Raw genomic sequence first — 13409 nt, 5'->3', positions numbered from 1 at the left:
ACCCGATGCGGCAGATCCGCAATTTCTCCATCATCGCCCACGTCGACCACGGCAAGTCGACGCTCGCCGACCGCATCATCCAGCTGTGCGGCGGCCTGACCGAGCGCGAGATGGAAGCGCAGGTGCTCGACAACAATCCGATCGAGCGCGAGCGCGGCATCACCATCAAGGCGCAGTCGGTGTCGGTGCCCTACACCGCGCGCAACGGCGAGACCTACCACCTCAACTTCATCGACACCCCCGGCCACGTCGATTTCAGCTACGAGGTCAGCCGCTCGCTCGCCGCCTGCGAAGGCGCGCTGCTGGTGGTCGACGCCGCGCAGGGCGTGGAGGCGCAGTCGGTCGCCAACTGCTACACCGCGGTCGAGCAGGGCCTGGAAGTGGTCCCGGTGCTCAACAAGATCGACCTGCCCACCGCCGATATCGATCGCGCCAAGGCCGAGATCGAGGCGGTGATCGGCATCGACGCCTCCGACGCGGTGGCGGTCAGCGCCAAGACCGGGCTGAACGTGCAGGAGGTGCTCGAGGCGATCGTGCACCGCATCCCGCCGCCCAGGCGCCGCGAAACCGACAAGCTGCAGGCGCTGATCATCGACTCTTGGTTCGACAACTACCTGGGCGTGGTCTCGCTGGTGCGCGTGATGCAGGGCGAGGTCAAGTCCGGGGACAAGCTGCTGGTGATGTCCACCGGCCGCGCGCACCAGGTGGACGGCGTCGGCGTGTTCACGCCCAAGCGCAAGGTTACCGGCAAGCTCTCGGCCGGCGAGGTGGGCTGGATCACCGCGTCGATCAAGGACGTGCACGGCGCGCCGGTGGGCGACACGCTCACCCTGGCCGGCGACCCCGCGCCCGCGCCGCTGCCGGGCTTCCAGGAGATGCAGCCGCGCGTGTTTGCCGGCCTGTTCCCGGTCAACGCCGAGGACTACCCGGACCTGCGCGAGGCGCTGGAAAAGCTGAGGCTCAACGACGCCGCGCTGCGCTTCGAGCCCGAGAGCTCCGAGGCGATGGGCTTCGGCTTCCGCTGCGGCTTCCTCGGCATGCTGCACATGGAGATCGTGCAGGAGCGCCTGGAGCGCGAGTACGACCTCGACCTGATCTCCACCGCGCCCACGGTGGTGTACGAGGTGCTGCGCACCGATGGCGAGATCATGCCGCTGGACAATCCGGCCAAGCTGCCGCCGGTGAACCAGATCGAGGAAGTGCGCGAGCCGATCATCCGCGCCAACATCCTCACCCCCGAGGCCTACATCGGCGCGATCATCAAGCTGTGCGAGGACAAGCGCGGCAGCCAGATCGGCATCCAGTACCTGGGCAGCCAGGTGCAGATCAGCTACGAGCTGCCGATGGCCGAGGTGGTGCTCGACTTCTTCGACAAGCTCAAGTCGGTCAGCCGCGGCTACGCCTCGCTCGACTACCACTTCGTGCGCTTCGAGGCCGGTCCGTTCGTGCGCGTGGATACGCTGATCAACGGCGACCGGGTCGACGCGCTGTCGATCATCGTCCACCGCAGCCATGCCGACCGCCGCGGCCGCGAGCTGACCGAGAAGATGAAGGACCTGATCCCGCGCCAGCAGTTCGACGTGGCGATCCAGGCCGCGATCGGCTCGCAGATCATCGCCCGCACCACGGTCAAGGCGCTGCGCAAGAACGTGCTGGCCAAGTGCTACGGTGGCGACATCAGCCGCAAGAAGAAGCTCCTCGAGAAGCAGAAGGAGGGCAAGAAGCGGATGAAGCAGGTGGGCCGCGTCGAGATCCCGCAGGAAGCGTTCCTGGCGGTGCTGCAGGTGGACAACAAGTAAGGATGGCCTGACATGATGAAATGGTTCGAGCTCGGGCTGGTCGTGCTGACCTTCGCCACCGGCATCACCTGGCTGCTCGACCGGCTGTTCTTCGCGAAGCGGCGCGCCCGGCGGGCCGGACTGCTCGAGGAGAAGGAGCCGGTCGTCGTCGACTATGCACGCGCTTTCTTCCCGGTCCTGTTCGTGGTGCTGGTGCTGCGCAGCTTCATCGCCGAGCCGTTCCGCATCCCGTCCAGCTCGATGATGCCGACCCTGCTGATCGGCGACTTCATCCTGGTCAACAAGTTCAGCTACGGCATCCGCCTGCCGGTCAACAACCGCAAGGTGATCGCGCTGGGCGAGCCGCAGCGTGGCGACGTGGTGGTGTTCCGCCCGCCGCACCATCCCGACCAGGACTGGATCAAGCGCGTGGTCGGCCTGCCCGGCGACGTGGTGGCCTATCGCGACAACATGGTCTACGTGAACGGCGAACCCTTCTCCTACGGCGAGCCGCAGAGCTACCAGGGCGCCGGCCGGGGCAGCGACATGACCGGCGCCGGCCTGATCGCCGAGACCATGCCCGGCCGCACCCACCACGTGCTCGAGACCCGGCGACCGGGCATGCTCGATCCGGGCGAGGGCGAGTGGCGCGTTCCGGAGGGCGAGTATTTCGTGATGGGCGACAACCGCGACCGCAGCGACGACAGCCGGTTTTGGGGTACGCTGCCGGAGAGCCAGTTGCGCGGAAAAGCGTTCCTGGTGTGGATGAACCTCGACAGCAGCGCGCCGGGCTGGATCGACTGGGGCCGGATCGGCAGCCGCATTCCGTAGCGCCGGCGCGGAAGGCTGTCGGCAGGCCGGCACATCTGCAGCAAACGGGGGATCGAAAATCATGGGTATGCGTCGCAGGCAGGGCGGCATCACGCTGCTGGGCTTCATTTTCGTGGCCGGCCTGGTCGGCTTCCTGGTGTTCATGGGCATCAAGCTGTTCCCCATGTATTCCGAGTACTACAGCGTCAAGCAGGCGCTCAAGAGCCTGGCGGCCGAGCCGGGGGTGGGCAACTACTCGCCGGGCCGGATCCAGGACCTGTTCTTCCGCCGGCTCAACATCAGCTACGCGTCCAATATCAGGAAGGAACACGTCAAGATCGTGCGCAAGGACGCCGGCTGGCAGATGGACGTCCAGTACGAAGTGCGCAAGCCGATGATCGCCAACCTCGACGCGGTGGGCCGGTTCCACGCCAGCCAGCACCTGACCGGTACCGGTGCCGCCAACTGATCCGCCCGCGGTCTTCGACGCGCACGCGTTCGCCGACCCCGCCCTGCTGCGGCAGGCGCTGACCCACCGCAGCGCCGGCGCGCCGCACAACGAGCGGCTGGAGTTCCTCGGCGACGCGGTGCTGGGCCTGATCGTGTCCGAGGCGCTGTACGCACGCTGGCCCAAGGCCGACGAGGGTTCGCTGACCCGCGCCCGCGCCGAGCTGGTGCGAGAGTCCTCGCTGGCCGAGGTGGCGCGCCGCCTGGCGATCGGCGAGCGGCTCACGCTGGGCCCGGGCGAGATGAAGTCGGGCGGCCACCGGCGCGACTCGATCCTGTCCGACGCGCTGGAGGCGGTGATCGGGGCGATCTACCTCGACGCCGGCTTCGAGGCCTGCCGCCGGGTGGTCCTGCCCTGGTTCGAACAGGCGGTGTCGGCGGTGCCGGCCAGCAAGGTCGGCAAGGACGCCAAGACCCGCCTGCAGGAATGGCTGCAGGGCCGGCAGAAGCCGCTGCCGCAGTACGAACTGAAGTCCGAGAGCGGCGAGGAGCACGCGCGCGTGTTCGTGGTCCGCTGCGTGGTGTCGGACCCGCCGGCCGCGGGCGAGGGCGAGGGCGGTTCGCGCCGCGCCGCCGAGCAGGTGGCCGCGGCGGCGGTGCTGGAACAGCTCGAATCGGGCGCCTGAGCCCGGCTGCGGGGCACGATCACCCGCCCCGGCGGGCAAACCCCTACAATCCGCGCCATGTCGCAGACCCCACCCGCCGCGCATCGCGCCGGCCATCTCGCCGTCATCGGCCGTCCCAACGTCGGCAAGTCCACCCTGGTCAACGCCCTGGTGGGCGCCAACGTCAGCATCGTGTCCAACCGTCCGCAGACCACGCGCCACCGGCTGCTGGGCATCGCCACCGTGCCCGGCGGCCAGCTGGTCCTGGTCGACACGCCCGGCCTGCATCGCGAAGGCGGCAAGCTCGCATCGTCCGCGCTCAACCGCGTGCTCAACCGCGCCGCGCGCGGCGCGCTGGAAGGCGTGGACGCCGCCGCGCTGGTGGTCGAGGCCGGGCGCTGGGACGAGGAGGACACCCTGGCCTACGACACCCTGCGCGCCAGCGGCCTGCCGGTAGTGCTGGTGGTCAACCAGGTCGACCGCATCGCCGACAAGGCCAGCCTGCTGCCCTACCTGCAGAAGGTGACCGAAGCGCGCGACTTCGCCGCCGTGCATCCGGTCTCTGCGCTCAAGCGCACCGGCCTGGAGTCGCTGGTGGCCTCGTTGCTGCAGCAGCTGCCCGAGCAGCCGGCGCTGTACGGCGAGGACGAGATCACCGACCGCAGCCAGCGTTTCCTCGCCGGCGAACTGCTGCGCGAGCAGCTGATGCGCCAGCTCGGCGCCGAGCTGCCCTACGCGACCACGGTCGAGATCGAGTCGTTCACCGAGGAGCCTTCGCCGAAGGCGGGGGTGATGTACCGCATCGGCGCGGTGATCTGGGTGGAGCGCGAGGGGCAGAAGGCGATCGTGATCGGCAAGGGCGGGATGCGCCTGCGCGATATCGGCAAGCGTGCGCGTGAGCGCATGGAACAGCTGTTCGACGCCAAGGTGTTCCTGCAGACCTGGGTGCGCGTGCGCGAGGGCTGGTCGGACGACGAATCCGCGCTGCGCACCCTCGGCTACGAATAAGCGCCGCGCGGGACGCGGGCCTCCGTGCGCTACGACGCCGAACCGGCCTACATCCTCCACGCGCGCGCCTGGCGCGAGACCAGCCTGCTGGTCGACGTGCTGACGCAGTCGCACGGACGCCTCGGTCTGCTGGCGCGCGGCGTGCGCGGGCCGCGCAGGCAGGCGCAGTTCGCGGCGCTGCAGCCGCTGCAGCACGTGCGGCTGACCGCGGTGCAGCGCGGCGAACTGGCCAACCTGGTGTCGGTGGAAGCGCTGGACGCGCCGCCGCCCCTGCCGGGCCACGCTGCGCTCGCGGTGTTCTACGTCAATGAACTGCTGCTGCGGCTGGCGCCGCGGCAGGATCCGCATCCCGAGCTGTATGCGCTGTACGGCCAGCTGCGCGCGCAGCTGCACGATGCCCCGGCGCTGGCCTGGAACCTGCGCCGCTTCGAACGCGACCTGCTGGAGGCGCTGGGCTTCGGTTTCGACCTGGCGCACGACGGCGACGGCGCGCCGATCGATCCCGGGGCCCGCTATCGCCTCGATGCCGAACATGGCCCGCGCCGGGTACTGGGCGAAAGGGTGGGCGAGTCGCGCGCGCGCTACGCCACCGGCAGCGCGCTGCTGGCGCTGGCCGGGGACCGCCGGCCGGATGCGCCCGACCTCGACAGCCTGCGCGGCGCCATGCGCGACGTGCTCTCGCAGCACCTCGGACCGCGTGGGCTGAAGTCGTGGCAGCTCGCGGGCGAACTGGGAAGGTTCTCGCGCCCGGCCGATCAGGCGCCCGACAGCGTGTCCTGAGCCGCGGCGTCGAACGCCCGCAGCGCCTCGGCCGAGCCGGGCAGGGCGCGCAGCCGCCGCAGCGCCGCTTCCAGGCGTGCGGCGCCCACGAATCCGCAGCCGGCCTCGAGCCGGTGCAGCGCCGCGCGCAGCGCCTCCGTATCGCCCGACGTCGCCGCGCGCGCGACCGCGTCGCGCGTCGACGGTAGCTCGGCCAGGAACAGCCCCCGCATGGCGGCGACATTGCCGGCGTCGCCGGCCAGGGCGGCGAGCGCTCGCGCATCGTCCCAGAGGGGCGGAGGCACCGTTTCGTCGACGACTTCCGCAATGCGGTGGCCATGGCCTGCCCCCGATGCAATTCCGGCCTCAGCGCCGAGCACGCGCGCGATCGCCTCGCGCCATGCGCCTGCCGGCAGCGGCTTGACCAGCGTATCCACGAAACCGGCTGCACGCAGGGCACGGTGGTCGCCAGCTTCGCGTGAGGCCGTGTGCGCAACGGCCGGGGTGGAGAAGCCGCGTCCGCGCAGTTTCGCCAGCAGCTCGATGCCGCTGCCGTCGGGCAGGTTGGCGTCCACCAGCCACAGCGCATAGTCGTTGGCGCAGGCCAGGGCCAGCGCTTCGGCCACGCTGGCGGCCGTATCCACCCGCGCGGGCAAGGCTTCGGTGGCCGCCTGCAGGAAAGCGCGGCTCGTGGGGTCGTCCTCGACCAGCAGGATCCATGGATTCATCGCCGCTTCCCGCGCTGCGGATATGCTCGCCCGATGCTCGGCCGCATCTTAACGCTGTTGCTGGTGGCGCTGGCGGCCGCGCCCGCGGCGGCGCGCACTGCGACCGCGCACATCGACCGGATCGATGCGGCCGGGGTCGAGCTGCGGGATGTGCGCGTGCGCCTGCACTGGCCTTCGGAGGCGCCGCGGGGCGAACTGCGAATCGAGGCGGCGCGCGTCGAGGCGCCGGCCCTGGGTTACCGCTTCGCCGATGTGCGCTGGGACTGCCCGCTGGCGCGCCCGCAGGACAGCGGCTGGCGTTGCGAGGGTCCGCTGCGCGGCGATGGCGGCGCGGCCTTGCGCCTGGCCGTGGAACTGTCGTCGGCGACGACCGAGGCGGTGCTGTCGGGTGGCAGGTCCAGGCTGGCGCTGCACCGGACCGCCGCCAGTCCCGACGCCACGCGCCTGGATCTCACGCGCGTGCCGCTGGCCTGGTCGCAGGCGCTGCTGTCGCAGGCCTGGGCGGGCGGACGCCTCGGCGCGGGCACGCTCGATGGCACGCTGACCGTACACACGCCGACCACGCGACCGCTGCAGGTCGAGGGCCGGCTGGCGCTGGCGGGTGCCGGGCTTGAATCAGACGACGGCACGATCGCGTTGGGCGACCTGGATGCGGATGTGCGCTTCGACCTGCGCATTCCCCAGGCGAGCGGCATGCTGCTCGCGCTCGACGCGAACATCGCGCGCGGCGAGGCGCTGTTCGGCAATGCCTATCTCGCGTTGGGCGACGGACCAGTCGGTCTTGGCCTGGACGCGCGGCGCCTGCCCGACGGCGGCTGGTTGGCGCCGCGGGTCGAATGGCGCGATCCCCGGGCGCTGCTGGCGCAGGGCGAGGCAGAACTCGACGCCCAGGGCGGCGTCCGTCGCTTGTCGATGGAAGCGCGCGCGCCGACGCTGGCGGCCTTGCCCGAGCGCTACCTGTCCGGATGGCTGGGCCTGGCCGGCCTGACCGGCCTGTCCCTGGAAGGCGGTGCGCAGGGGAGGGTGCAGCTGGAGGCAGGCCGGCTGCAGGCGCTGGACCTGCATCTGGACGACGTCGATGTCCGCGACCCGCGCGACCGCTTCCGCATCGAGGGGCTGCAGGGCGACCTGCGCCACGCCGGGGCCGGGACAGTGGACAGCGCCCTGGCGTGGCGTAGCGGCGCGTTGTACGAACTGGGTTTCGGCCCGGTGCAACTGCCGCTGCGCAGCGAAGGCGGCACGCTGCGGCTGCGCGAGCCGGCAGAACTGGAGATGCTGGGCGGGCGGGTCGCGTTCGAGAGCTTCAGCCTGGCGCCGCCGGATGGCGAAACCGGCCTGCGGGTGGGATTCGGCCTGGCGCTGGACGCGCTCGATGTCGGCGAGCTCGCCGCGGCGCTGGGCTGGCCGGCCTTCGCCGGCACCCTGGGCGGGCGCATCCCCAGTGCGCGCTATGCCAACGAGCGGCTCGAGTTCGACGGAGGCCTGAGCGTGCGCGTGTTCGACGGCCGCATCGACGTTGGCGCGCTGTCGATGGAGCGGCCGTTCGGCGTCGCGCCGACGCTGTCGGCCGACGTGGCGCTGCACGATCTCGACCTGATGGGGATCACCGGCGCGTTCGACTTCGGCAGCATCAGTGGTCGCCTGCACGGGCGCATCGACGGCCTGCGCCTGGTCGACTGGACCGCAACCGCGTTCGACGCCGAATTCCACACCGAACCCAGGCGCGGTGTGCGCCAGCGCATCAGCCAGCGCGCGGTGCAGGACATCTCGAGCGTCGGCGATGCTTCCTTCGTCGGCAGCCTGCAGGGCCGGCTGATCGGCCTGTTCGACGACTTCGGCTATCGGCGCATCGGCATCGGCTGCCGGCTGGCCAATGAGGTCTGCAGGATGTCGGGCCTGTATTCAGCGGGCGATGGCTTTACTATCGTCGAAGGCGCGGGCGTGCCGCGGCTGCAGGTGGTGGGATTCAACCGCAACGTGGACTGGCCGACCCTGCTCGAACGCCTCGCCGCGGTGGCCGCCGGCGACGTCGCTCCGGTGGTGGACTGAGCGGCCCGCGCGTCATCAATCAAAGGAGTGCTCCGCATGCGTCGTGTCCTGGGAATGTCGCTGCTGTCGCTGGTGCTGTGCGCGTGCGTCACCATCAACGTCTATTTCCCCGCGGCCGAGGCGCGCGAGGCCGCGCGCGAGTTCGTCGAGAACGTGATCGGCGACGAAGCGGTGCCGGCCCCGGCGCCCGTACCCGAGGGCGGCGGCATGGCGATGCGCCAGCTGCGCTTCGACCCCTGGATGCTGCTGGGCATCGGCAGTGCGCAGGCCCAGGCCACCCCCGACATCACCATCCGTACGCCCGCCATCCAGGCGATCCAGTCGCGGATGGAGTCGCGCTTCAGCACGGTGCTGCGCCCGCACTTCGACTCCGGCGCGCTGGGCTTCGCTGGCGACGGCACCGTGGTGGTGCGCGATGCCTCGAAGCTCGCGATCAAGGACCGCGTGGCCGTCAACGCCGCGGTCGCCGACGACAATCGCGATCGCAAGGCGGTGTACCGCGAGATCGCGGTGGCCAATGGCCACCCGGAGTGGGAATCGCAGATCCGCGACGTGTTCGCGCGCCAGTGGATCGCCAGCGCCCGTCCGGGCTGGTGGTACCAGCAGGGCGGCGCCTGGAAGCAGAAGTGATCGCCGCGCCCCGCTGCGCAGCGTCGTAGCGGGGCAGTTTCGCCCGCGGCGGCGGCGCCCGGCCGCCGCGGCGCATCTGCGACAATATCCGGCCCTTCGCACGCAGCTGACGCCACGTGGCCCGGATCGACCAGACGCCCTTCGAACTCGACATCATCGACCTGAGCCACGACGGCCGCGGCGTGGCCCGCCGCGAGGGCGGCAAGACCGTGTTCGTCGCCGACGCCCTGCCGGGCGAACGCGTGGTGGTGCGCCAGACCGCGCGCTCGCGCAGCTTCGACGAGGCGACCGCCTTGGAGGTGCTGCAGGCTTCACCCGACCGGGTCGAGCCGCGCTGCGTGCATTTCGGCGTCTGCAGCGGCTGCGTGCTGCAGCACCTGGACGAGTCGAAGCAGATCCTCGCCAAGCAGCGCGTGCTGCTGGAGAACTTCGAGCGCATCGGCCACGTCACGCCCGGCGAGGTACTGCCGCCGCTGACCGGCGGGGCCTGGGGCTATCGCCGCAAGGGCCGGTTCTCGGTGCGGCGGGTGGAGAAGAAGGACAAGACCCTGGTCGGCTTCCGCGAGCGCGATCCGCGCTTCGTCGCCGACCTGCGCGAATGCCACACGGTGGTGCCCGAGGTGGCGGCGCTGATCGAGCCACTGTCGGCGCTGGTCGACGGCCTGCAGGCGCGGCGCGAGGTGCCGCAGGTGGAGTTCATCGTCGGCGACGCGCAGCCGGAGTTCGACGGCGTGGCGCTGGTGTTCCGCCACCTGCAGCCGCTGGGCGAGGCCGACCTGGCGGCCCTGCGCGGTTTCGCCGAAACCCGTCGCGTGGCGGTGTACCTGCAGCCGCGCGGCGTGGACTCGGTGCATGCGCTGTGGCCGCAGGCGCCGTCGCTGTCGTTCCGGCTCGACGCCTGGGACGTGCGCCTGGCGTTCCGGCCGCTGGACTTCATCCAGGTCAACGCCCGGCTCAACGAGGACATGATCGCGCGCGCGTTCGAGCTGCTCGACCTGCGCGCAAGTGATCGCGTGCTCGACCTGTTCTGCGGGCTGGGAAACTTCACCCTGCCGATGGCGCGGCTGGTGGCCGAAGTGGTGGGCGTGGAGGGAGATGCCGGCCTGGTGGCGCGTGCACGCGAGAATGCCGCGGAGAACGGGTTGGCCAATGCGGCCTTCCACGCGGCCGACCTCACCCAGGACCAGCGCGGCGCGCCGTGGATGCGGCAGGGTTTCGACAAGCTGCTGCTCGATCCGCCGCGCTCGGGCGCGATCGACGTGCTGCGCCAGCTGCCGCTGGAGCGGTTCGAGCGCATCGTCTACGTCAGCTGCCACCCCGGCTCGCTGGCGCGCGACGCCGGCTACCTGGTCAACGAGTGCGGGTGGACGCTGGTGAATGCGGGGGTGATGGACATGTTCCCGCAGACCGCGCACGTGGAGAGCATTGCGCTGTTCGTGCGCGGGTGAAGGCAGGCGCTGCGGTGAACGGCGTCGCGCGTGGCGACGCGTTCATCATCCGGGCGCCCCTGCACGCACAGCGGCGCGGACATGGTCCTCCAGGCTGCGCAGGTGGAGGGCATCACGCTGTTCCCGCGCTGATCGAAACTCCGCCCGCTCCGATCCCGGCGATTTCGCCCCACATTCCGGACATCACCGAAGACCATGGCCCTCGAAATCGAACGCAAGTTCCTGGTGACCGGCGACGGCTGGCGAACCGCCGCGCATGCGGTGGTGCCGATGGCGCAGGGCTATATCAACGACCTCGGCGCCATGGACCACGGCGGACAGAAGGCCTCGGTGCGGGTACGTATCCAGGGCGAGGAGGCGTTCCTCAACCTCAAGTCGCGCGAACTCGGCCGCAGCCGGCAGGAGTTCGACTATCCGATCCCGGTCGAGGATGCGCGCGCGCTGCTGGCGCTGTGCGTGGGCGGGGTGATCGACAAGCGCCGCCACCTCGTGCATCACGGCGGCCATCTGTGGGAGGTGGACGAGTTCCTCGGCGACAACGCAGGCCTGGTGGTGGCCGAGATCGAACTCGACAGCCCGGACGAGCCGTTCGAACTGCCCCCCTGGGCGGGGCACGAGGTCACCGACCAGGCGCGCTACTACAACCTGGCGCTGGCGTCGCATCCCTACGCGTGCTGGAACGTGGAAGAACGTGGCTGACGGTTTGGCGCGTCGCCACGTCGGGGCGATGATCGGGCCATGAGAATCGACATCTGGTCCGATGTGGTCTGCCCCTGGTGCTGGATCGGCAAGAGCCGGCTCGAACGCGCGCTGGAACTGATGGGCGTCGACGCGCCGCCGGTCGAGCTGCACTGGCACCCCTTCCTGCTCGATCCCGACGCCGGCACCGATCCGGTGCCGCTGCGCGAGGCCTACGCGCGCAAGTTCGGCGGGGCCGAGCGCACCGCGCAGATGCTCGCCAGCATCCAGGCCACCGCGCGCGCCGAGGGCCTGCCGTTCGACTTCGACCGCGGCCAGGTGCGGGTGACCACGCTGCCTGCGCATCGCCTGCTGTGGCTGGCGGCGCGCGAAGGCGACGTCGGCCGGGTGGGCGAGGCGCTGTTCCACGCGCACTTCGCCGAGGGCCGCAACCTGGCCGATCAGGAGGTGCTGGTAGCGGCCGGTCAGGCCGGCGGCCTGGCGGAAGCGCGCGTACGCGCCCTGCTGGGCAGTGGCGAGGGCGAGGCCGAGGTCCGCGCGGCCGTCGCCCGGGCGCAGGCGCTGGGCATCCAGTCGGTGCCGACCTTCGTGATCGACGGACGCTACCTGGTGCAGGGCGCGCAGCCGCCGGCGCTGTTCGCGCAGGCGCTGCGCCGCGCAGGTGCGGCCGCCGTCCCCGCCGCGGGCACCGAGGACGGCGCCTGCGGCCCGGACGGCTGCCGGGTCTGAACGGCGGCGGCCGGACGCGACGTCCGCCGCGCGGCCATCTGCGACAATGCCCGGGTGCGCGGCCGCGCACGTGAAGGAGACCCGCGGATGCTCGTGATCGGCGTTGCCGGCATGGAACTCAGTGCGCAGGAGCGCGACTGGCTGCAGGACGACGCCTGCGCCGGCGTGATCCTGTTCAAGCGCAACTTCAGCTCGCGCGCCCAGGTGATGGAACTGTGCGCGGCGATCCGCGAGTCCACCGCCCGGCCGCTGCTGATCTGCGTCGACCAGGAGGGCGGCCGCGTGCAGCGCTTCCAGGACGGCTACAGCGCGCTGCCGCCCCTGCAGGGTTTCGGGCCGCTGTACGCGCGGGATCCGGCCGCGGCGCTGGCGCTCGCCGGAGAACACGCCTGGCTGATGGCCAGCGAGATCCGCGCCACCGGCGTCGACCTGAGCTTCGCGCCGGTGGTCGATGTCGGCCACGGCAACCTCGCCATCGGCAACCGCGCCTTTTCCGAGGATCCGCAGGTGGTGGCCGAGTTCACCCGCGCCTACGTGCGCGGCATGCACTCGGCCGGGATGGCGGCCACGCTCAAGCATTTCCCCGGGCACGGCACGGTGCGCGAGGACACGCACTTCGACAACGCGGTCGACGACCGCCCGCTCGAGGCCATCCGCGCGCACGACCTGGTGCCCTTCGTCGCCGGCATCGAGGCCGGCGCCGACGCGGTGATGCTGGCGCACGTGGTCTATCCGCAGGTGGCGCCGGAACCGGCCGGCTATTCGCCGCGCTGGATCAACGAGATCCTGCGCGGGGAGATGGGCTTCCGCGGCGTCGTGTTCTCCGACGACATCGGCATGGCGGCGGCGTTCTCCGCCGGCGGCATCAAGGCGCGCGTCGATGCGCACCTGGACGCCGGCTGCGACGTGGTCCTGGTCTGCCATCCGGAGCTGGTGGAGGAATCGCTGGCGGCGGTGCGGCACCGCAGCCTCAACACCATGGCGCTGGTGGGCCTGCTCGGCCGTGGCGGCCTGGGCTGGGATGGCCTGCTGGCCGATGCGCGCTACAGTGGCGCACAGGCGCAGCTGGCCGCGCAGCTGGGATCGACCGCATGAACGTGCCGAAGCTTTCCGAAATCCTCGACAGCGCCGAGTTGCTGTTCGATCGCGACGAGCTCGAGGAGGCGGTCGAGGAGATGGCCGAGACGATCGGCCCCGACTACGCCGACGACGCGCAGCCGCCGCTGTTCCTGACGGTGATGCACGGCGGCTTGCCGTTCGCCGCGCAGCTTGCGTTCGCGCTCGGCGAGCGTGGGCTGGACCTGGAGTTCGACTACCTGCACGCCACCCGCTACCGCGGCAACACCACCGGTTCGGGCCTCGCCTGGCTGCATCGGCCGGCCACGCCGATGCGCGGTCGCCGCGTACTGCTGGTCGACGACATCCTGGACGAAGGCCATACCCTCAAGGCGGTGAAGTACTGGTGCGAGGACCAGGGCGCGACCGACGTGCGCGTCGCGGTGCTCGCGGTCAAGCAGCATGACCGCTGCGTGGACGGGATCTGCGCCGACTACGTGGGGGTGGAAGTGCCGGACCGCTACGTGTTCGGCTACGGCATGGATTTCCACGAGCAGGGCCGCAACCTGCCGGGCATCTACGCCATCGGGGAATGACCGGCGC

13 protein-coding genes and 1 pseudogene are annotated in these 13409 nt (G+C 71.0%); 13 read left to right on the top strand and 1 reads right to left on the bottom strand.

Translation table 11 applies throughout. The features are described 5' to 3' along the window. Positions 1–5: 5 nt before the first annotated feature. From lepA to recO, 6 genes are all read left to right on the top strand, one after another. Entirely contained in the window at positions 6–1799 is a 1794-nt protein-coding gene (gene lepA / locus ACFQ2D_RS13025) for a translation elongation factor 4 (RefSeq protein ID WP_280942118.1), read from the top strand. A gap of 15 nt (positions 1800–1814) precedes the next feature. Continuing rightward, on the top strand, positions 1815–2609 hold the full coding sequence (gene lepB / locus ACFQ2D_RS13020) for a signal peptidase I (protein WP_280942119.1): 795 nt from the start codon (positions 1815–1817) through the stop codon (positions 2607–2609). Positions 2610–2676: 67 nt separating this feature from the next. Then, positions 2677–3057, top strand: a complete 381-nt coding sequence (locus ACFQ2D_RS13015; RefSeq protein ID WP_280942120.1) for a DUF4845 domain-containing protein — start codon at positions 2677–2679, stop codon at positions 3055–3057. Then, positions 3044–3721: a ribonuclease III gene (gene rnc, locus ACFQ2D_RS13010; protein ID WP_280942091.1), complete on the top strand. Its 678-nt coding sequence runs from the start codon at positions 3044–3046 to the stop codon at positions 3719–3721. Before ACFQ2D_RS13015 ends, rnc begins: the two co-directional genes overlap by 14 nt. A gap of 57 nt (positions 3722–3778) precedes the next feature. Beyond that, entirely contained in the window at positions 3779–4708 is a 930-nt protein-coding gene (gene era / locus ACFQ2D_RS13005; protein WP_280942092.1) for a GTPase Era, read from the top strand. A gap of 24 nt (positions 4709–4732) precedes the next feature. Further along, positions 4733–5488 (top strand): DNA repair protein RecO, encoded by a 756-nt coding sequence (gene recO / locus ACFQ2D_RS13000; protein WP_280942093.1) that lies wholly within the window; start codon positions 4733–4735, stop codon positions 5486–5488. Here the strand turns inward: recO and ACFQ2D_RS12995 are convergent. Continuing rightward, positions 5464–6195, bottom strand: coding sequence for an Hpt domain-containing response regulator (locus ACFQ2D_RS12995; protein WP_280942094.1), 732 nt, complete (start codon positions 6193–6195; stop codon positions 5464–5466). The genes recO and ACFQ2D_RS12995 overlap by 25 nt on opposite strands. A 33-nt stretch (positions 6196–6228) precedes the next feature. Here ACFQ2D_RS12995 and ACFQ2D_RS12990 point away from each other — a divergent pair, with 33 nt between their 5' ends. The 7 genes and pseudogenes from ACFQ2D_RS12990 (at position 6229) to ACFQ2D_RS12960 (ending at position 13402) form a co-directional block, all read left to right on the top strand. Then, the gene (locus tag ACFQ2D_RS12990; RefSeq protein WP_280942095.1) at positions 6229–8244 is read left to right on the top strand and encodes a hypothetical protein; all 2016 of its coding nucleotides are present in this window, start codon (positions 6229–6231) and stop codon (positions 8242–8244) included. Between the two features lie 36 nt (positions 8245–8280). Continuing rightward, positions 8281–8874, top strand: a complete 594-nt coding sequence (locus tag ACFQ2D_RS12985; protein ID WP_280942096.1) for a YdbL family protein — start codon at positions 8281–8283, stop codon at positions 8872–8874. A gap of 116 nt (positions 8875–8990) precedes the next feature. Beyond that, entirely contained in the window at positions 8991–10322 is a 1332-nt protein-coding gene (gene rlmD, locus ACFQ2D_RS12980) for a 23S rRNA (uracil(1939)-C(5))-methyltransferase RlmD (protein ID WP_280942097.1), read from the top strand. Positions 10323–10517: 195 nt separating this feature from the next. Further along, entirely contained in the window at positions 10518–11021 is a 504-nt protein-coding gene (locus ACFQ2D_RS12975) for a CYTH domain-containing protein (RefSeq protein WP_280942098.1), read from the top strand. 27 nt (positions 11022–11048) lie between these two features. Then, a pseudogene (locus tag ACFQ2D_RS12970) lies at positions 11049–11750 on the top strand (DsbA family oxidoreductase); the annotation flags it as partial. An 87-nt stretch (positions 11751–11837) separates the two neighbouring features. Further along, positions 11838–12845 carry a beta-N-acetylhexosaminidase gene (gene nagZ / locus ACFQ2D_RS12965; RefSeq protein WP_280942099.1) on the top strand — a complete coding sequence of 336 codons (1008 nt, stop codon included), beginning with the start codon at positions 11838–11840 and terminating at the stop codon, positions 12843–12845. Further along, positions 12842–13402, top strand: a complete 561-nt coding sequence (locus ACFQ2D_RS12960; RefSeq protein ID WP_280942100.1) for a hypoxanthine-guanine phosphoribosyltransferase — start codon at positions 12842–12844, stop codon at positions 13400–13402. The genes nagZ and ACFQ2D_RS12960 overlap by 4 nt, the downstream gene beginning before the upstream one ends. The last annotated feature ends 7 nt before the right edge of the window (positions 13403–13409 follow it).

It is taken from the genome of Luteimonas composti (assembly GCF_042678665.1).
GTDB classification, from domain to species: Bacteria; Pseudomonadota; Gammaproteobacteria; order Xanthomonadales; family Xanthomonadaceae; genus Luteimonas; species Luteimonas composti.
The sequence above is the reverse complement of the archived record's forward strand: the minus strand, read 5'-3'. Positions and strand labels throughout refer to the sequence as shown.